Genomic DNA, 19116 nt, shown 5'->3' on the forward strand with positions numbered 1-19116 from the left:
GTCGCCGGGCGCCTTCGCACTGCTACTTGATGTAGACGAGGCCGTCCGTGGTGATCGTCGGGCGGCCGGTGGTGCCGGCCACGACGATCTTCACGGTGTGCTTGGCACTGCTCGGCCACGTCTTCGTCCAGATCGCCTGCCGGTACAGAGTGGTGGCGGATTTCAGGTCGACGGTGGTGACCTTCACCCCGTCGACGTAGACGTACGCCTGGCCGGAGCCGGCGGCCCGGGAGACCACCCACGCCGCCGAGCGGCCGGTGAAGGTCCAGGTCAGGCTCGCGCCCTTGGCGCCGGTGGAGTACGACTTGCCGCCGAGATAGCCGGTGGAGGAGCGCGTCGTCCAGCTGCCGTACCTGGTCGCGGCGGACTCCTGCTGGATCACCGGGGTGTAGGACGCGGAGGACGTGCGGTAGTTGCCGGCGTAGTCATAGGCCCGCATCGACCAGGTGGTCGCCGTGCCGGACGTCGCGGTCCGGTTGGAGCTGGTGGTGGTCGGGCCGAAGGTCGCGGTCGACGGGGACAGCAGGTTGACGGACCGCAGGGCCGTGTTGTCGGTCGCCTTCCAGCGAAGGGCGACCGGTACGGCGGTGGTGCTGACGGTGCCGGTGCGCAGGGACAGCGCCGGGCTGGTGGCGAACGTCGGCGCCGTCGTCTCCGTCACGGCGGTCAGCGAAGAGGTCGTCACCGTCCTGCCGGACTGGTGCACGGCCCGTACCGCCACGGTGTGGCTGCCCGGGGCCAGGGTGGTGCTCGCCGAGGTGGCGGTGCCGGACACGGAGGTGACGGCCTTTCCGTCCACCAGCAGCTGGAAGCCGCTGATGAGCGTGCCGGGCGTGCCGGCCGCCCAGTGCACCGTGATCGCGCCCTTGGTGTAGTACGTCGAGCCGGACAGGCCCGCGCCGCCGACCGAGGTCACCTTCAGGCCCTGCACCGGGCCGGACGCCCAGGCGCGGATGGTGGGCAACTGGTCGTAGAGGGAGTCGCCGGGGCACTGGGTGTTGTAGCCGTCGCGGTGGCCGGAGATCCGGTGGAAGGTGTACTTGGCGCCGCTGGTGTAGGCGGTGCCGAAGTAGTTGGTCTGGGTGGCACCCGCGGTGAGCTGGACGGTTCCGGCGGGGTCGGCGCCGTACTGGCCGAGCTTCCAGGCCGCCAGGCGGGCGACGGAGGTCAGCGTGGCGGCGGTGGCGCTGGTGGCCGTGTGGTCGCCGAGCACCGCGATGCCGGCGGACTCCCGGTTCCAGCCGTAGGTGTGGGCGCCGAGCACCGGCCGTCCGACGCCGCCCTTGCGGCCCTCGAAGATGGTGCCGCACTTGTCCACGAGGAAGTTGTAGCCGATGTCCTTCCAGCCGTTGACCTGCACGTGGTACGCGTAGATGCCGCGCACGATCGACGCGGAGTCGGCGCAGGAGTAGTCGTTGGCGCCGTCCGTGTGGTGGACGAAGACGGCCTTCACGTCCGTGTCGTACTCCGGCGCGTCGGGGCTCAGCGACTCGTCCGCGCCCCAGCCGGCACGTGAGGTGATCGGCGGCTCGGGAACCGTGGACGGCGGTGCCGACGGCGTGGTCGCGGACGCGCTCGCCGAGGGGGAAGCGGAATCCGGCGCGCTCGTGGAGGGCGACGGGGAAGCCGGCTCAGTGGGTGTGGACGTGGGTGCGGATGTGGTGTCGGTCGGCTCCGGGGAGGTACTGGTCTGATCGTCCGTCGGCGTGTCCGTCGTGCCATCGGTCGGTGCCGCGGAGCCGGTGGTGGACGGGCTGCTCGTGCCGCCCGGGCTGTCCTCGGCCCGGAACGCGGCCGGATCGGGGTCGTTGCCGCCCGTCTTGGTCTCGGCGTCGGTCACCACACCCGGATCGACGAGGTTGACCTCAAGTCCCTTCGGGAGCAGACCGGTCGAGCCGTCCTCGTGCACGACCTGGACCTGGACACCGTCGGAGGGGCCGACCCACAGCGGCTCGGACGCGCCGCGCGCCCCGGGCTCGGGCCGCTCCAGCGGGTCCGCGTCGAGTTCGAGGTCGCGCCAGGCGCTCCACGTGCCGGTCCCGACGCTGTGGGTGCGCACCTGGGCCGTGCCGCGCAGCCGCGCGGAGGGGCCGCTCCAGGAGACGCCGACCAGCGAGAACTGCCTCGTGTCCGTGCGCGGCAGGGCGCGCTTGCCGCCCGCGGCGGCCGGGAGTGCGAGGTCGTACACCTTCACCGGCCGCTTGGCCCGCGTTGCCGCACCGGGATCGCCGCCGGGGCCGGCGACGGCGTAGGTCACCACGCCCCCGCTGCCCAGAACGACCGCGCCGAGCGTCAGCCACGCTCGTCGCCTGAAACTCAACGGTCTGTACGCATGCGACGTACGACTGCTCAAGACGTATCCCCCCTGAAGAAGGCCGCGAAGGCCGCAGATGAAGTCACTGTGGTCACCTGAGGCACAGCGGGCACACAGGCGACTGCCTTCTTCCAAGCGCAGTGGGACTGGTGAACGTCACAGGAATGCAGGCCGTGGTGACGTGGATCACTGCGCTGCGGACCGGTGTCGTCCTCCCGGGTCCCGGGTCCCGGGGCGGACCCCGGTTCAGGCGGGGACCCGCGGAGGGCGGTCCTCGTCGGACGTCTCCGCACCGGCCGGTGCCCGCAGGCTGCCGTAGCGCTCCATGCGCTGCCACCGCAGCCGTGAACCCGACACGGCGGTGAAGACGGACTGGATGACCACCAGGTACATCAACTGGCGGTAGACGAACTGCTGCAGCGGCAGGCTCCACAGCGGGCCGGGGCGTTCTCCGTCCAGGCGGAACGCGTACAGGCCCATCAGCAGTTGCAGGAGCAGGAAGGCGAGCCAGAGGGCGGTGATGCGCAGCGGGTCGAGGAAGACCAGGCCGTAGAGGGCGAAGACGTCGACCACGGGGGCGAGCAGCGGCAGCAGGACCTGGAAGAGGAGGAGATAGACCAGGCCCCGGCGGCCGAGCCGGCCTGCGGCGCCACCCTGCGCCAGCGCGCCGCGGTGCTTCCACATCGCCTGAAGGGTGCCGTAGCACCAGCGGTACCGCTGCCGCCAGAGGGCGCCCAGGGACGCGGGCGCCTCGGTCCAGGCCACCGCCTTTTCCTCGTACACCACACGCCATCCGGCCCGGCACAGCGCCATGGTGAGGTCGGTGTCCTCGGCGAGGGTGACGTCGCTGACCCCGCCGAGGGCGAGCAGGGCCCGGCGCCGGAACGCCCCGACCGCTCCGGGCACGGTCGGCATGCACTCGGCGAGGTCGAACAGACGGCGGTCGAGGTTGAAGCCGACCACGTACTCGATGTGCTGCCAACGGCCCAGCAGGCCACCGCGGTTGACGACCTTCGCGTTGCCGGAGACGGCGCCCGTGCGGGGGTCGGCGAAGGGCTGCACGATCATGCGGACGGCGTCGGGTTCGAAGACGGTGTCGCCGTCGACCATGACCACCAGGTCGCAGGTGGCGGCGGCCAGGCCGGTGTTGAGCGCGGCGGGCTTGCCCGCGTTCCGCTGCCGGATCACCCGCACCCCCGGCAGACCGAGGGCCTCCACCAGGTCGGCGGTCCCGTCGGTGGAGCCGTCGTCCACCACGATGATCTCCACCGGATGGTCCGAGGCGACCAGGGAGCGTACGGCCGCCTCGATGCCGGCGCTCTCGTTGTACGCCGGGACGATGACGCTGACCGGTTCGGTCACCGGCGGTCCCCAGGGCCTGGCCCGGCGCCCGGTGCGCAGCCGGCGGTGCCGGCGGGCCGCGACCAGTACGACCGCCGCACGCAGCACGCTGATCGCTCCGGCCGCGTACATCAGCACGCCGAGCAGCCGGATGGTCCCGTCGCCGAGCTGCAGCATCTTGATCAGGGCGATGCCCTGGAGACGGTTGCCCAGCCCGGCGGGCTGGACGGGGCCGGCCATGCCGACCGCGGCGCCGACCGTCGTGAACCGGAAGCCCTGTGCCTTGAGCCGGGGGATCAGCGTGTTCAGGGCGGCGACGGTCTCCGAGCGGTCACCACCCGCGTCGTGCATCAGCACGATCTGCCCGGCCTTGCCGTGCGGTGTCGCGTTCGCGAGGACGCGGGCGGTGCCGGGGCGCTGCCAGTCCTCGGCGTCCAGGGTGGAGAGCACCGTGACGTACCCGGCCGAGTCGGCCTGCTTCAGGACGGACCAGTCGGCGTCGTCCAGCGCGTCGTTCTCCGAGGAGTACGGCGGCCGCAGCAGCGCGCTGGTGACGCCGGCCGCGCCGGCCACCGCCAGCTGGGTCTCCCGCAGTTCCAGGGAACGCTGCCACGGGGCGAGGCGGGAGAGGTCGGGGTGGGTGAAGGTGTGGATGCCGATCTGGTGACCCTCGGAGACGATCCTGCGGACCAGTTCCGGGTGGGCCACGACCTGGGTGCCGACGACGAAGAAGGTCGCGTGCACGTGGTTGCGGCGCAGCACGTCGAGGATGCGCGGGGTCCAGACGGGGTCGGGGCCGTCGTCGAAGGTGAGGGCGATGGTGCGGGCCTTCGGACGGGCGGTGTGCGGGGAGCCGGCGGCGTTGGCGATCACGGGGCCGCCGTGGGCCACCTGGCCGGGCACCGTGTCGGCCCGGCCGCGGGGGCCGGTCACGTCGTCCGAGGTGATCCCGAACATGTGGTGGGTGTAGCCCTGCAGCAGGAGGGCTGCCGACAGGGTCACCACGAGCACGCAGAGCAGCAGCCAGTGGGTGCGGGGGACGACCCGGCGGGTACGGCCGCGGAGGCGGGGCACGGCGGTGCGGCGGAGTACGGCGGCGCGGCGGGGTACGGCGGTGCGGAGGGGTACGGCGGAACGGCGCCGGCGATCGGTCGGGTCGAACGGGTCGGTCGGGTCGGTCACGTCAGGGCCTTGGGTCACTTCACGGGCTTGTGGGACGCGGCCTTGCCGTGCCCCTTCGCGGAGGGTGCGTCGGTGCCGGTGGCGCTCGCACTCGCACCGGCGCTGGTGGTGGGACTTGCGGTCGTGGCCATGGAGGCGGTTCCGGTGGGCGTCGCGGTGGTGGCGGACGTGGCCACGGGGGTGGTCGCGGCCGTCTGCCTGCCGGTCTGGCCGGAGGCCGTCCGCGACGTCGTGGGACGGGCGTTCTCGTCCGTCGCGCCGGAGTCCGCGCTCGTCGCCGTGTGACCCGTACCGGCGGGAGAACCGGGGGCGGTCGCCCGGGGCGCGGCCGGGTGCGTGGTGTCCGGGAGCGGGACGAACGGAGCGCTGAGGGTGGGGCCACCCAGCAACGCGCTGACCAGCAGGGCGACATAGACGCCCGCGGGGATCACCAGCAGCTGTGCGGCGCGCCGCACGCGGCGCTGGCGGCGCCCCGAGGCGTCCACGAAGACGGGCCGCGCCGGATCGCTCTCCGGCGTGTCCTGCTCCGATGCGGGACGGTCGGAGTCGTCGAGGTCCGTCGGCAGCACGGTGATGACGTCACCGTGCGGAGAGTCCCACTCCGCCCAGGCGAGGTGGTCCGGCCCGGCAACGAGCACCGGTGCACCGGCGACCCGGGGCTCCGGCTCCGCCGTGGCCGTGTCGGCGGTGGTGCCGCCGGCGCCCTCGCGACCGTGGGCGTACCCGTGCCCGTGCCCGGGCCCGTACCCGACGCCGGCATACGGCTCCCCGCCGTACCCTGCGCCGCTGTCGTCCGTCCACTGCACGAGTCCCGCCTCCTCTCCCAGCCGACCGACGTGGTCGTCCGCATGGAAAGAGCGCAGCGGGCCGAAACTGTTACACCTCCCGCCTCGGACAGCCATATGTCCCACCCCGGACACTCACATGTCCCGCCGCGCAGCGGCACCTCTCCCGTCTCGGATCGCCACTCCTCACGCCTTGGAACGGCACTTCACCACCGCGTTCCCGCACGCGGCCGTGTGCGTGTAGAACTCCCGCAGCTCCCGGTGCGTGGTGGCGAACGCACGCGACGTCTCGGGCTCCGCGGTCGCTCCGCCGTAGCGGGGCAGCAGTCCGTCCCGGGCCGAGTCCCACAGCGCGTCGAAATCGGTGTGCTCCAGGAATTCGGCCACCCTGCGGGCCTGGGCGGCCGTGAGGACCAGCAACGGCGGATTCTGCCGGTCGGTGCGGAACACGGGGCGGCCGCCGAGCACCACCTGGGCCTGGGGCCGTTCCGGGGGACCGGCCGGCGGAGCGCCGGTGTAGATGCGCTCCTGGTCCAGGCAGCACTCGTCCAGCACCTCTTCGAGGCACTGGCCGGGCTGGTGCCGGACGGTCGCCGCATCGCTCGCGAAAAGCCGTTCCAGCCAAGTCGGACTGTTGCGCAGTGCCGGGGCCGGTACCGCTCGCAGACGGAGGTACGTACTCATGACAGTGGGAGCGCACGAGGGCGCCGAAGCATCACGCTGCCCGGCGGTCACGGGCTCGGGGCGGTGGCCGTGGCGGGCCTCGGCGCGCTGCCGATCGCCCGCTGCCGGCCGGTCGGCCGCCCCTCGGAGAGGCACCGGAGAGGCACCGGAGAGGCACCGGGGAGGGACCGGGGAGGGCGGGTCGCGGTGCCGTCCTCGGCGAGGTCGCCGCGGCCCGCGCGGTCGGTGCAGAGCCTTTCCTGCTCCCCGACGCAGGGCCTGCGGGAAGCGGCACCCGGCTCGGACGACGCCGGTCCCGCTCCGTCGCAGTCGCGCCTGCCGAATCCGGCGGCCGAGCGCTGGGAAACGGCTGATACCGGACAGGGCCCCTGGGGCGTTGTGACGTTTCTGTGAGCGCGTGCGCTGGTCATCCTGGGGCCGTCGTTGCGACCGGAGCACGGCGGACGGTGTGAAATCGGTTGTGGTCGGTGCGAACGAGGGCAATCTTGGGCCAGGTGCGGCAACCCCGGCGCGTACAGGAGTACGACGGGGAACTGGGCGCGGCGGTCGCGCGCGCCCAGGACGGCGACGAGGCCGCCTTCGAGGTCGCCTACCGGATCGTGCAGCCGGGCCTGCTCGGCTACCTTCGCGGCGTCGTCGGCGAGGAGGCGGAGGACGTGGCGTCCGACGCCTGGCTGGAGATAGCCCGCGACCTCGGGCGTTTCAAGGGCGACGGCGCAGGCTTCCGCGGCTGGACCGCGACCATCGCCCGGCACCGGGCGCTGGACCACCTGCGTCGGCGGCGGGTGCGGCCCCAGGCCGGCGGCACCGACCACGACGTACTGGATCTGGCGGGCCCGCACAACACCCATGAGCAGGCTCTGGAGTCCCTCTCCACCGAGTGGGCGCTGGAGCTGATCCGCGGGCTGCCGCGGGACCAGGCCGAGGCCGTGCTCCTGCGGGTCGTGGTCGGTCTGGACGGTCCCGCCGCGGCGCGGGTCCTGGGCAAGCGGCCGGGCGCGGTGCGCACGGCCGCCCACCGGGGTCTGAAGCGCCTCGGCCGTCAGCTGGGCATCGGTGGCGAAGTCGAGGACGGTGTGACGGATGTGGCTTCCCGTGCGCTGGGGGAGTCGACATGAACGACAACCGCGGCAGGACCGACCGGCAGGCGTCGGAACCGGGACAGCGGACGAATCGAAGCGGTCGGACAGGAACGGAAGCGGACATGGGTGAACGGCTGGGCGGCGACGGGGTACGGGGCCGTCGACGTGTGCAGCCCGGCGGCGCCCTGTCCGATCCCGGGGACGCGGGTGACGACGCCGCGCTGGAAAGGGCACTGGCCGCCGCCGTCCGCGCGGACGATCTCGCGTCCCAGGGCGAGCGGCAGGCCGTGGCCGCATTCCGGGCGGCCCACGCCTCGGGTGCGCATCGCGCACGTACCCGGCGCCGGGACGACTGGCGGCCGGCGGCCGAGCGGCAGGCCCGGCGCCCGGCGAAACTGACGTTCGGCGTGGTCTTCGCCAGCCTCGCGCTGGGGGGTGTGGCGGTCGCGGCCATCGGTTCCGCCGGTTCCGCCGACTCAGGTGCGGGCGACGGCCGGGGAACGACGTCCCCGTCGGCGGCCGCCTCGCACCGGCCGGGTGGCGGGGCCGCGTCACCCCCGTCCGGTAGTGCTCGGCCGACGGACCGGCCCGCCACCGCCAAGGACACCGAAGCCCACTGCCGTGCCTACGAGCAGGTCCAGGGCCACGGCAAGGCACTGGGTGCGACGGCCTGGCAGCGACTGGTCGCGGCAGCCGGCGGCGCGGACAAGGTTGCGGCCTACTGTTCCGGGCAGCTGGCACGAGAGACGGCCAAGCCGAGCCACGCGACCGGTGCGGGCAAGTCCGGCCAGGGCGCCGCGAACTCCGCCAACGGCACGGCGGGCGACACCGGCGCTTCCGACAACACGTCTGCCGACAGCAAGGCGAACGGCGGGCAGGGCAACGGCAAGAACAAGTAGCCCCCGCCTCCCCGCATGGGTGGGCCAGGGTGGTCGACAGCGGTGTCGGGCCTGGTCGTGGTCCAGGTCTGTGCGGTGGGGCGGGTCGCGCGCAGTCCGGCTGCCGTGCTCGGCCTGACGATGGTGACGGGCCGGCTCGGTCTGCCGCTCTATCTGCCGGCCGTGGCGCTGGCCTGGACCACCTGTACTGACCGCCCGTCGGCGAGCAGGCGTTTCTTGAGGCGGCGGGCGGTGTGCTTCCGTCGCCCTACGGCGGCTGATCCCGCCAGGGCGGGGCCCTCACAGCGCACCGCCCGCGGTGACGGGAATCCGGCGTGGTCGTGCGCGACCGGTGAGGACCGGGTGAAGCAGGAATCCGGAGCCGGTGATCTCGATGACGCGGGCCATGGCCTGCGACGGGTGGTGCAGTCGCAGGGTCGTACCGGCATCCGTGACAAGCCGGTATGCCCTGAGGAAGGCGTTGAGTCCGCTGGCGTCGCAGAAGGTGACCGCCGTGAGGTCGACGTCGATGCCGCGGATGCCGTCGCTCAGGCACTCGGCCAGCGCCTCGCTCACCTGCGGTGCCGTGGCGAGGTCGATCTCTCCCGCGAGGGTGATCAGAGCGCGGGTGTCGCGGTCGTGCCGGTAGACGTTCAGTTGTGGGAGGGGCATGGATCCTCTGTTCGGACGCATGGGGTGCGGGTGGGGTGGCCGTGCGCGGTGACGGACGGAGGAACTCCCGATGCGGCGAACCGGGTTGACGAACCCGGTCCTGCCCGCCCCGAGTGACGATCACGGTGTCGCCGGGTACGGCCGGCGCCCGCATCGAGGCCGACACGGGCGAGCGGCCCCAGCCGGGCGGTCAGCGCCCCCTGGTGTCCGCCAGAATCCTCAGCGGGATCACACGGGGACTCACCCCACTCCCTTCCGGGTGCGGCGTCCCCGCACGGTCGCCCGGGTGCGGCCGTGGTGGACGGCGGCGATGCCGTCGCTGTGCTGCCGGTTGAGCAGGTGGATGAGGAGCACACCCAGAGCGATCATCGCCATGACGACGGCAACGGTCACGAAGGTCTCCACGGCTCTCACATCCCCGACGGCCCGGCGGGTGCGGCGGATCGGTCTCTGTCCGTGGCCGCGACCGCCGGGATCCGAGGCCGAGGCAGTGCGGCAGGATCACGGGCCCCGTGTCCGCCCTCGGTGTCCCAGACCGCCTCCACGGCCCGGTCGGTCTCGGACACCGTCCGCAGACGCGCCTCCTCCTCCATCAACCGGCTCGCGGTCGACGTACCCAGCGGGTCGCTCGCGGCGGCCATCAGCCAGGCGGCCGAGACCTGATCCGTCTGAGGCGGTATCACCAGCAGGTTCCACCGGCCCACGCGGTAGGAGAGCAGCAGCAGTTCGTGCGGGTCCTGCTCGGCCAGGAACCAGCCCACCTTGACCACATGCCCGGCGACGGGCACCTTGCGTGGAACGACCGGCCAGTGGGTGGGATTCACCGTGACCCGGGTGATCCGCCCCCACAGCGGATCCAGCACGGCGGTCAGGGCGGGGAGTTCCGCCCCGAGATCACGGGAGCGGGGCCACCATGCGCCGTCCAGGAGAGCCGGCACGGCGCCGACGGGAGCCAGCGACAGGCGGAGCGGGGGCGAAGAGGGAGCGGACGACGGAGACGGAGAGGACGGGGACAACCGGTCTTCGAGTGTCGGCGAGAAGGAAATGGCCGCAGTCATGACGCGAACCCTGCCCCGGGCCGACCGCGATCGGCCCGGCCTATTCAATCGCCGAAAACGACACGAGCGTGGTAGCCGGTGCGCGAAATATCCTCGGTAGTGCCAGCGTACTCCTCGGACAAGCCGAACGGACCGTCGCGCAGGCGGATGAACCGCCCCCCGAGCGGAGCACGAAACCCCTGATGCCTGACCTGCGCATCAGGCATAGGCTGAAAACGGGTCGGCACACTCTCACGTGCGATCGGCCTGGAAGGGCGACCCCGGTGTGTATACGCCGGGGTCGTTGGAGGACGGCCGACGCGCCACCGGAAGCGGGGCAGCGGCGCAGGCATCGGTCCGGTGGAAGCGATCTGCGTGGCCACCGATACCGACCAGCAGGCAGTGGCCACCGTCGGCCCGGTTCGATCGGACCGGTACCCCGGGCCGGGCCCGCTCACCGGCCGACCCGCTCATGTCCACCCCGGCCCAGGCGTCTTGCGGCGACGGGCAGGTGCGGGGGCCGACATGCCGCCCATGGCGTAATCGGCTCGTCGGACCGGTCGGCGATGCAAACCTGGGCCGGTCGACAGCGTCGTGCCACGCCGATCGCCGCTGACTGCCGGATGGATCCGAGAGGGGCGGGGTGTGCGTTGCGTCGGGGCGCCGTGAGGCGGGACAGGCGGTCGGGTGTTGAAGGCGCCGGCGCCGTTTTGGCCGTCACCGCCCCGCACCGGCCGCGGTGCGACGAGGCCGGGGCACCGGGCTGCCTGGCGAACACCGCGTGGACAGGGCCGCCCCATGCGTTCCCCAGGTAGATCGCGCCCCGGGGCGAAGGGAAGCAGGCAGCGATGACGGACGGTGGGCACACGCCGGGCAGGATCGGGGTGGACCGGTCGGAGGGGTTCGGCGAACGACTGCTGGGCGTGCTGCTGGACCGGGCCCACGAGATGCCGCCGGAGTTGATCGCCCCGCTCGTCGCGGAGGAGGTGGCCAGGGTCGGAGGGCGGGAGGTCTCCATCCTCCTTCAGGACTACGAACAGGTGCTGCTGGTGCCGCTGCCGGGCCGGAGGCTGAGGGTCGGCGGCCCCGAGTCGGTCGACGACTCACCCGCCGGCAAGGCGTTCCTGAGTCGCAGAACGGTGGAGGTGCCGCAGGACGGCAGTGTGCGGATGTACCTGCCGCTGCTGGACGGCAGCGACCAGATCGGGGCGATGGCCGTCACCCTGGACAGGGCCGATGACGACGACCGGCGCCTGCTCCGCAGACTCGCGGGTCTGGTCGCGGACATGATCGTCACCAAGGACGCCTACACCGACCTGTTCTTCCAGGCCCGCCGGAGCTCCCCGATGAGCGTGGCCGCGGAGATCCAGTGGTCGTTGCTGCCCCCGCTGTCGATGACCGTTCCCCAGGTCGAGGTGGCCGGAATCCTGGAGCCCGCCTACGACGTGGCCGGAGACAGCTTCGACTACGCCCTCAACGGTGACGTCCTGCACGTGGCCATGATCGACGCGATGGGCCACGGGCTGGATGCCGCGACGATGGCGACGGTGGCCATCGGCGCCTATCGCCACACGCGACGGGCCGGCACGGATCTGTCCCAGGTGTACGCGTTCATGGACCGGGCCATCAACGAGCAGTTCGGCCCCGACCACTTCGTCACCGCGCAGATGATGGTTCTGAACATCGCCACAGGCCGGCTGCGGTGGGTCAACGCCGGACACCCGGCCCCGCTCCTGATCCGGGACCGCGCCGTGGTGGACCGGCTGGAGAGCCCGACCACGTTGCCGGTCGGCTTCGGCGGCGAGGAGCCGGTGGTCAGCGAGCGGATTCTGCGCCCCGGGGACCGGCTGCTGTGCTTCACCGACGGCCTGATCGAGGAGCACCAGGCCGGCGGGGAACAGTTCGGTGAGGAGCAGCTCGTCGAGTGGACCAACCGGATCCTCCGCGAACGCGCCGAGGTACGGTCGGTGGTGCGAGCCCTCTCCCACGCCCTGAAACAGGAACGCGGCGGCACCACGAGCGACGACGCGACCATCTTCCTCATCGAGTGGCGGGGCGGCGACGCCGACCATCTCGCCTCCCTCGACTGAGCCCGCAGGTCAAAAGCCATACGGCCGCGCAAGCGCCGTCGCCCGAGGCGTCCCTGCGGGGTCAGGCGCCGTCGCAATGCAACCTGGGTCTCCACTGCCAGGCGACGGGTGAACTCCTCCTCGCCGAGCGCTGCTTCGAACAGGCGGCGAAGCAGGGGCACCTCGATGCGGAGGTGTCCCCGGCCGGTCTGTGGCTCGGCCGGGGCCGCAAGCGGGAAGCCGAGGAGATCCTCCTCCGACGGCGGCGGGCCGGGCCGTCCGGCGGCGTGGCCCGGCCCGCTCGACGGCGTTCAGCGCGAAGCTCCCACCCGAACCGTCAGGCGTCGAGCGCGGCGCGCGCGTCGGTCACGGCCTCCAGCAGGGCGTCGACGTGTTCGTTCCGGGTGGTGTAGTTGTTCACCGCCACTCTCAGGTAGGGCTCGCCGTTCGGGTGGCAGACCGTGAGGTGGAAGTCGCCGCGTTCCACCACCGCGCGGTGCAGCCGCTCGGTGTACTCGGCGAGGTCCACGCCGTCCCGTTCGGGGACCGCGCGGAAGCAGCAGATCGGGAGCACCGGGTCGGTGAGGAGTTCGAGTCCGTCGGTGGCGCGGACCCGGTCGGCCAGGTGCCGGGCGACGTCCAGGTTGCCCAGCAGCAGATCCGCGTATCCCTCGCGGCCGAGGTGACGCAGGGCCAGCCACAGTCCCAGTGACTTCCACGGCCGCGCGCCCTCCGGACCCAGGAACACGAAATCGGTGCGGGAGTCGTGGTTCCAGTAGTGCGCCTGGTCGGCGAAGCTGGCGGAGAGCCGACTCGCGTCGCGCACCAGCAGACACCCCAACCCGTACGGCACGAACATCCACTTGTGCGGGTCCAAGGTGACCGAGTCCGCCGACGCGAGTCCGGTGAACAGCTCCTGAGTGCGCGGAAGGCCGGCGAAGACCGCCGCCGCGGCGCCGTCGACGTGGAACCACATGTGGTGATCCGCCGCGACCTGCGCCAGGTCCGTCAGGGGGTCGATCGCGCCGGTGGCCGTCGCCCCCGCCAGACCGACGACCGCGACCGGCCGGTGCCCGGCGCGCACGTCCGCGCCGATCCGCTCCCGCAGTGCCGGGACACTGATCCGCCCCGCACGGTCGGTCGGCACGACGCGCAGCGCCGCCCGCCCCATGCCGAGGAAGTCCATCGCCCTGGAGATGGAGTAGTGCAGCTCGGACGAGACGTACACGGTGCCGCCGCCGGTGACCCCGTTCTCCCGCACCGCGTCACCCAGCACGGCGTCCCGGGCCAGTTTCAGCGCGGATATGTTGGCCATCGTCCCGCCCGAGGTGAAGATGCCGCCCGGGACGGTCGCGTTCGGGTAGCCGACGAAGTCCGCCACCCAGGACAGCGTCTCCCTCTCCATGGCCGTGGCGGCCGGCCCCATCCGCCACGCCGCCGGGCTCTGGTTGAGCAGGGACGCGATGCTGTCGCCGAGGACGGCCGCCGGCAGCGGCCGCGGGTGGAAGTAGCCGAAGTACTGCGGGTGGGCACCGTTGAGATACCCGCGGTCCAGGACCGTCGAGGTGATCTCCGTCAACAGCTCCGGAAGCGGGGTACCGCGCTCCGGAGCCGCACCCGCCTCCTGCGAGCGCTCGTAGAACGCCTTGTCGTCGCTGGTGACCGGCCGTGTCCACGGAGTGCGCTGGGTGTCGAGGAGAGCGTCGAGGTGGGGGCGTACGGCGGCGACGACGTGGTCCCAGTCCGTGAACGACTCGCGGGAGTACTCGGGCATCTCGGCCTTTCGGTCAGGGGGCGGGCGTCGGCGCGGTGGCGAAGTACTCGCTCGCCTCGCTGGTGAGTTGGGAGCGGATCCGCCACAGTTCCGGGTAGAGGCGCTCGGTGGAGAGCTTCGCCAGCACGTGGATCGGAGTTCCGGCCACGCCCACCGCGTCGACGCCGACCATCCTCTCGACGACCTTCAGGTGGCGCGTGCGCCACAGCATGCAGTCGCTGTCGACGTCGACGAGGCTCTCCGCGAGCTGGTAGAGGTCCTCGAACTCGGTGTGGCGCGTGTAGACCTCGTGCAGCCCGACAGCCCGGCGGGCCATGAACGCGGTGAACTCCTCACCCAGCGACCGGGCGAGTCTCCGGGTGTTCGACCATCCCGGCGAGGAGAACCCCGAGCCGTCCTCCAGCTGGGTCCGGATCCTCTGGTACGACCACGGCGGGATGTGGTCCAGCGCGTCGAGCTGTCCCATGAGGTTCACCAGGTAGGAATGGACCCTGCGCAGGTGCCGGACGGCCGAGAGGACGGCATCGGAGCGCGTCGCGGAAACGGCGGATTCCATCTCGTACGCGATGAGTTTGAGCCACAGCTCCGACGACTGCTGCACGACGATGAAGATCATCTCGTCGGGGTCGACGCGCCCCTCCGTGTCCCGCTGCAGGCTGAGCAACTCATCGGTGCGCAGATAGCGTTCGTATGCCGTCGAGGTCCCGTCCCGCCGCACTGACATTCAGGTGACGCTCCGAATCGATTACGGGCACGGCCATGCGCGCCGGGTGATGGATCATCAACTCCAGGAGCGTCGATCACGCGCGCGTCGGCCGGAAGGCCGATGTGGCCGGCACCGGTGAATACTCCCTTTCCGTTTGTCGAACTGACGTCCAGTGTCCGGAAAGTCACCGTCGTCATGGCCCCGCCCACCGCGCCGCCGAGGAGCAGGGACGGGTGAGGCCGGTCGGCAGCCCGGGGTCACTGTCCTGGGCCGAGGCCGGAGATCCCCGCATCGGGACGGGCGGGACTGTTTCGCGGCAGACGGCAGGCCGCACGCAGAGCATCCGTCTTCTCCGCGTCGGTGGTCTCGGCCGCGGCCGCATACGTGATGATCGGACGGGCCCACGTACCTCTGACGGCACAACGGCCACCGCCCACGCGAGTGGGGCACCCGTACCGGCTCCTCGAACGGGGTCGGTGGGCCGAGCGGGCCCTGATCCCGGTGGGCGTCACATGGTGCTGGTCGTGACCGGCAGCGCGGTGGCCGGGTGACCCGGGAGCGGCGCCGGGCCGGACATCAGGAGCTCGATCAGGGCCAGCAACAGGTCGCGGCTCGCCCGGCGCTGCCGGAGGTCGCCCATGACGATGGGGGTGTGCGGGTCGAGGTCGAGTGCCTCCCGGACCTCGGGCTCGGTGCGGTCCTGGCGTCCGTCGAAGCAGTTGACGCCGACGACGAACGGGATGCCGCGGCTCTCGAAGAAGTCGATCGACGCGAAACTGCTCTTCAGCCGCCGGGTGTCCACGAGGACGACGGCGCCGAGCGCCCCGTGCACCAGGTCGTTCCACATGAACCAGAAGCGTTCCTGGCCGGGTGTGCCGAAGAGGTACAGCACGAGTTGGGGGTTCACGGTGATCCGGCCGAAGTCCAGGGCCACCGTCGTGGTGGCCTTCTGGTCCACCCCGTCGATGTCGTCCACGTCGACGCCCGCGACCGTCAGGTGCTCCTCGGTGTTCAGGGGCACGACCTCGCTCACGGCACCGACCATGGTGGTCTTGCCCACGCCGAATCCGCCCGCGATGAGTATCTTCACCGCCGCCGGAGCCTGGGCCGCGGTGGAGTGGGCCGGGTCTGTCCCGACCCGGTCGTCAGAGTCTGAGTAGGCCATCTTTCACCGCCTGAAGAAGTGTCATGTCCAGTCCCTGGCCGGTCTCGACCGCCAGGGGCGCCCGGGCCGTCACCCTGCCGAGCGTGATCAGGTCGGAGACAAGGATCTTCGTCACCGCCACGGGCAGGTTCAGCTCGGCGGCGACCTCGGCGAGAGCCACCGGGGTGCGGCACTGCTGGAGGATCAGCCTGTGTTCGGGCTGCAGGCCACGGGTCGAGGGCTCCTCACCGGACGCGACGACCGTCGCGATCACGGTGATGAGGGTGAGGTCGTTGCGAGCCGAGGACGTGCGCCCCTGGGTGATCGTGTACGGCCTGACAAAGCTCTGCTCCGCGTACTCGTCGTCCGGTGCCGCGTCCGCCCAGTGGCTCACCCACGTCCTCCCCCACTCTCGGCGTCGTCGGAGCGGCGGGACGCCGGTCCTTCGGCATCGTCCGGCGCCACACGGACCTCGGTGCCGAGGCGTTGCCCGACCTGCTGCACGAGGGTGTGCATCGCCACGGACATCACCTCGGCGTCCACCTCCTGGTCCGCCACGACCGCCAGGTGCGTGCCCCGGCCGGCGGAGCTGACGAAGAGCCAGAGATCACGGAGCTCGATGATGACCTGATGGACCGGCCCGCCGCCGAACACCTCGCCGACTCCGCGGGCCAGGCTCTGCTGGCCGGTGGCGATGGCGGCCAGGCGTTCCGCGTCGACCCGGTCGATACTGCTGGACTGGCTGACCACCAGGCCGTCGTCGGACAGCACGATGGCGTTCCTGGTGCCCGGAACCTGGTCGACCAAGCGGTCGAGCAGCCAGTCGAGGTCGGAGTTGGTGGCAGTGGTTCGCAGAGTCATCGTCTGTCTTCCTTGCGGGCCCCGTCGTGACCCGGTGACGGTGGAGTGGGCTGTTGATCGGAGTCGGGCCCGAGCCGGGCTATCCGGGACTGACGCTGGAAGGCGCCGACCGTGGCGCCGGAGCGGCGCGGCGAGATCCGGCGCGGCAACGGCTCCGGTTCCGGCTCCGTCCCCGAGGTCTCGACGAGCGGATTCTCAGCGTACACACAGGAAGGATCGCGAAGTTCGGCGGCCAGACTGGCCTGCCGCACCCGGCGGGGCAGCGGGTCCGAACTCGCCGTCGGGGGCGTGGCGGTGGCGCGGGCCGGCGCTTCGGTCCTGGGGCCGGTGACCGGGCGCGTGGACGCCTCGTGGTCGCCGGGCTGCGGTTGCGGTCGGAGTTGCGGCTGCGGCTGCGCCTCCGGCCATGAGTCCCCGGGATCACCGTCCTGCGCGGAGCGGGGCGCGCCGACGGTCACGAGTTGCGCCGGGACGGCGTCGTCCGGCGGCTCCGAGCGCGGCTTCCCGTCGGAGATCAGCTCGGCCGGCACCAGGACGACCACCCGGGTGCCGCCGAACGACGAGGGCCGCAGCTCCACGTTCAGCCCCAGGTTGGCGGAGAGCCGGGCCACGACGTACAGGCCGAGGCGGGCGTCGTCGGCGCGGGACATCACGTCCATGCGGGGCGGGTCGGCCATCAGGCGGTTGGCCTCGGCGTACTGCTCGGGGTCCATGCCCATGCCACGGTCCTCGATCTCGACCGCGACGCCGCGGCCCACCCGGGACGCGGACACCTCCACCGGAGTCGGCGGTTTGGAGAACGACACGGCGTTCTCCATCAGTTCGGCCAGCACGTGCACCATGGGACCGACCGCGCGCTCGGACAGCCAGATCTCGTCCTCGGTGTCGATCCGGATGCGCCGGTAGTCCTGCACCTCGCCCTGCGCGGAGCGCAGCAGGTCCAGCAGCAGTACGGGATTGCGCCAGCGCCGCTGGGGCTGACCGCCACCGAGGATGACCAGGTTCTCCTCGTAGCGCCGCAGCCGGGCGGCCAGGTGGTCGACGTCGAAGAGACCTTCCAGGACCTCGGGGTCCTCGTGCTGCCGCTGCATCGTGGAGAGACGTTTCATCTGCATGCCGATCAGCAACTGGGTGCGTCTGGCGATGCGTTGCAGCAGGCGCTCGAAGCCGCGGTACTGCTCGACCTGCCGCACGGCTGTCTCCAGGGCACTGCTGCGGGCCTGGTTGAGAGCCTGGCCGAGCATGCCCAGTTCGTCGTTGCCGTAACGGATCTCGGGCAGTTCGGCGTCCGTGTCGACCGTCTCGCCCTGCCGCAGCCGCTCCACCATGTCGGGCAGCTTGGTCTGCAGCTCCAGCGCCGCGGAGCGGAGCCCGAGGATGCGGCGGCGCAGGACGCCGGTGAGCCGCATCGAGACCAGGAACACCAGCAGTACGGCCGCGGCGCCCACGGTGCTGTCGACGACCAGATCGGTCATCATGTCGCCGAGTTTGTCGTTGGTGGCGCTGACGAGGTACTCGGAGTAGGCGCCACTGGCCTGCAGCAGCTGGGGTGCTATCGAGCTGTAGCTCTGCTGCCACTCCTTGCCGAGCTGTGCGGACACCGGGGTCCGGCCGTCCGCCCCGGGGGTCTCGGCGTTGAGGGCCTTCTGCTCGATCCCGGTCTTCTGCTTCCAGGCCGCGCCGGACAGCACACCCTGGTACGTCTTGGCGTACGTGCCGGGCAGCCGCGGTACGACCTTGTCCTCGTAGATGTGCTGCTGGGCGCCGATCACCTCGGCGATCTGGAAGCGCTGCGCACTGGTGAGGTGACCGCTCGCCGTTCCGGCGGTGAAGATCGCGCTCTCGCGCGCGAGCATCTCCTGGCCCCACTGCGCGTCGAGGACCGGCTTGGTGAGGACGGTGACATCGCCGATGCCGACGTTGGTGAACTCCTCGAACACCTGCATGTCCGAGGCGATGACACCGGTGTAGCTGTCGAACATCTGCTCCTGGGTGGCGTCCCGCTTGTCCACCGCGCTCCGGTACCCGGGCAGTCGCTCCAGGCCTCGTTCCAACTGCTGGAAATTCCTGGTGAGACCGGACGGCACGGAGCCGGACAGCGCTTCGAGGCTTTGGACGGACCGGTCGGTGAGCGCACGCTGCTTCGCCAGACCCGACGGATCGGCGTCGGGGTCGGCGAGTGCCGCCGCGCTCAGCTGCCGTTCCGCCTGCAACTGGTAGAAGACGAGGGCGATCGGCTGCCCGAGCCGCTTGCCCGCGTTGTTGCGGTCGTTGATGCTCTTCCAGTTGCCGTAGAGCTGCGCCGAGTTCGTCGCCCACAGGGCGATCATGGCGATGGTGGGAACCAGGGCCAGGATGAGCAGAGTCGTACGCAGCGACAACCCGCGCTCCGAAACCGTCTCCTGGCCGCCTTGCCGCCGTTCCGCTTCTTGGCTTGTCTGCTGTTTTGCCGCTTGGGCGTGAAGTGCCACAGAAGTCCCCGGCGTGCTAGCGATGACGGACTGGTCCGAAATGGTGTCCGCGCCATGTCAGGGGAAGCCTACTCATCACACAATTGATCTCAATAGTTTGATCAATCAAATTAATA

General features: G+C 71.5%; 16 protein-coding genes. 3 read left to right on the forward strand and 13 right to left on the reverse strand.

Annotated elements, in window-relative coordinates; translation table 11 throughout:
- Nucleotides 1-22 precede the first annotated feature (22 nt).
- The 4 genes from ACFWXC_RS09370 to ACFWXC_RS09385 all read right to left on the reverse strand — a co-directional run bounded on the left by ACFWXC_RS09370 (nucleotide 23) and on the right by ACFWXC_RS09385 (nucleotide 6306).
- A complete protein-coding gene (locus ACFWXC_RS09370; protein ID WP_384475589.1) occupies nucleotides 23-2320 on the reverse strand; it encodes an N-acetylmuramoyl-L-alanine amidase in 2298 nt (765 codons plus the stop codon).
- Between the two features lie 240 nt (nucleotides 2321-2560).
- The gene (locus ACFWXC_RS09375) at nucleotides 2561-4837 is read right to left on the reverse strand and encodes a bifunctional polysaccharide deacetylase/glycosyltransferase family 2 protein (protein ID WP_384475592.1); all 2277 of its coding nucleotides are present in this window, start codon (nucleotides 4835-4837) and stop codon (nucleotides 2561-2563) included.
- A gap of 14 nt (nucleotides 4838-4851) precedes the next feature.
- The gene (locus tag ACFWXC_RS09380; RefSeq protein WP_384475595.1) at nucleotides 4852-5643 is read right to left on the reverse strand and encodes a hypothetical protein; all 792 of its coding nucleotides are present in this window, start codon (nucleotides 5641-5643) and stop codon (nucleotides 4852-4854) included.
- A gap of 165 nt (nucleotides 5644-5808) precedes the next feature.
- Complete coding sequence (locus tag ACFWXC_RS09385; RefSeq protein WP_384475598.1) at nucleotides 5809-6306, reverse strand: DUF1877 family protein; 498 nt, start codon at nucleotides 6304-6306, stop codon at nucleotides 5809-5811.
- A gap of 485 nt (nucleotides 6307-6791) precedes the next feature.
- Here ACFWXC_RS09385 and ACFWXC_RS09390 point away from each other — a divergent pair, with 485 nt between their 5' ends.
- On the forward strand, nucleotides 6792-7424 hold the full coding sequence (locus ACFWXC_RS09390; protein ID WP_384475601.1) for an RNA polymerase sigma factor: 633 nt from the start codon (nucleotides 6792-6794) through the stop codon (nucleotides 7422-7424).
- Nucleotides 7425-7510: 86 nt separating this feature from the next.
- Nucleotides 7511-8287 (forward strand): hypothetical protein, encoded by a 777-nt coding sequence (locus ACFWXC_RS09395; RefSeq protein ID WP_384475604.1) that lies wholly within the window; start codon nucleotides 7511-7513, stop codon nucleotides 8285-8287.
- A gap of 279 nt (nucleotides 8288-8566) precedes the next feature.
- Here the strand turns inward: ACFWXC_RS09395 and ACFWXC_RS09400 are convergent, their stop codons facing one another.
- From ACFWXC_RS09400 to ACFWXC_RS09410, 3 genes are all read right to left on the reverse strand, one after another.
- Complete coding sequence (locus tag ACFWXC_RS09400) at nucleotides 8567-8938, reverse strand: STAS domain-containing protein (RefSeq protein ID WP_384475606.1); 372 nt, start codon at nucleotides 8936-8938, stop codon at nucleotides 8567-8569.
- Nucleotides 8939-9178: 240 nt separating this feature from the next.
- Nucleotides 9179-9331 carry a hypothetical protein gene (locus tag ACFWXC_RS09405; protein WP_384475609.1) on the reverse strand — a complete coding sequence of 51 codons (153 nt, stop codon included), beginning with the start codon at nucleotides 9329-9331 and terminating at the stop codon, nucleotides 9179-9181.
- Nucleotides 9332-9348: 17 nt separating this feature from the next.
- Nucleotides 9349-9996 (reverse strand): DUF5994 family protein, encoded by a 648-nt coding sequence (locus tag ACFWXC_RS09410; RefSeq protein ID WP_384475612.1) that lies wholly within the window; start codon nucleotides 9994-9996, stop codon nucleotides 9349-9351.
- Between the two features lie 827 nt (nucleotides 9997-10823).
- Here ACFWXC_RS09410 and ACFWXC_RS09415 point away from each other — a divergent pair.
- A complete protein-coding gene (locus tag ACFWXC_RS09415; RefSeq protein WP_384475615.1) occupies nucleotides 10824-12065 on the forward strand; it encodes a PP2C family protein-serine/threonine phosphatase in 1242 nt (413 codons plus the stop codon).
- 316 nt (nucleotides 12066-12381) lie between these two features.
- On the opposite strand, the gene ACFWXC_RS09420 is transcribed toward ACFWXC_RS09415, so the two are convergent.
- The 6 genes from ACFWXC_RS09420 to ACFWXC_RS09445 all read right to left on the reverse strand — a co-directional run bounded on the left by ACFWXC_RS09420 (nucleotide 12382) and on the right by ACFWXC_RS09445 (nucleotide 18910).
- Nucleotides 12382-13818: a pyridoxal phosphate-dependent decarboxylase family protein gene (locus tag ACFWXC_RS09420; RefSeq protein WP_384475618.1), complete on the reverse strand. Its 1437-nt coding sequence runs from the start codon at nucleotides 13816-13818 to the stop codon at nucleotides 12382-12384.
- Between the two features lie 13 nt (nucleotides 13819-13831).
- The gene (locus ACFWXC_RS09425; RefSeq protein ID WP_384475621.1) at nucleotides 13832-14542 is read right to left on the reverse strand and encodes a tryptophan 2,3-dioxygenase family protein; all 711 of its coding nucleotides are present in this window, start codon (nucleotides 14540-14542) and stop codon (nucleotides 13832-13834) included.
- 490 nt (nucleotides 14543-15032) lie between these two features.
- Nucleotides 15033-15689, reverse strand: coding sequence for an ATP/GTP-binding protein (locus tag ACFWXC_RS09430; RefSeq protein WP_384475624.1), 657 nt, complete (start codon nucleotides 15687-15689; stop codon nucleotides 15033-15035).
- Entirely contained in the window at nucleotides 15670-16062 is a 393-nt protein-coding gene (locus ACFWXC_RS09435; RefSeq protein ID WP_384475626.1) for a DUF742 domain-containing protein, read from the reverse strand. The genes ACFWXC_RS09430 and ACFWXC_RS09435 overlap by 20 nt, the downstream gene beginning before the upstream one ends.
- Nucleotides 16059-16529: a roadblock/LC7 domain-containing protein gene (locus tag ACFWXC_RS09440; protein ID WP_384475629.1), complete on the reverse strand. Its 471-nt coding sequence runs from the start codon at nucleotides 16527-16529 to the stop codon at nucleotides 16059-16061. Before ACFWXC_RS09440 ends, ACFWXC_RS09435 begins: the two co-directional genes overlap by 4 nt.
- Nucleotides 16526-18910 (reverse strand): nitrate- and nitrite sensing domain-containing protein, encoded by a 2385-nt coding sequence (locus ACFWXC_RS09445; RefSeq protein ID WP_384475632.1) that lies wholly within the window; start codon nucleotides 18908-18910, stop codon nucleotides 16526-16528. The genes ACFWXC_RS09440 and ACFWXC_RS09445 overlap by 4 nt, the downstream gene beginning before the upstream one ends.
- Nucleotides 18911-19116: the final 206 nt, after the last annotated feature.

It is taken from the genome of Streptomyces sp. NPDC058683, assembly GCF_042716195.1.
Lineage (GTDB): Bacteria > Actinomycetota > Actinomycetes > Streptomycetales > Streptomycetaceae > Streptomyces.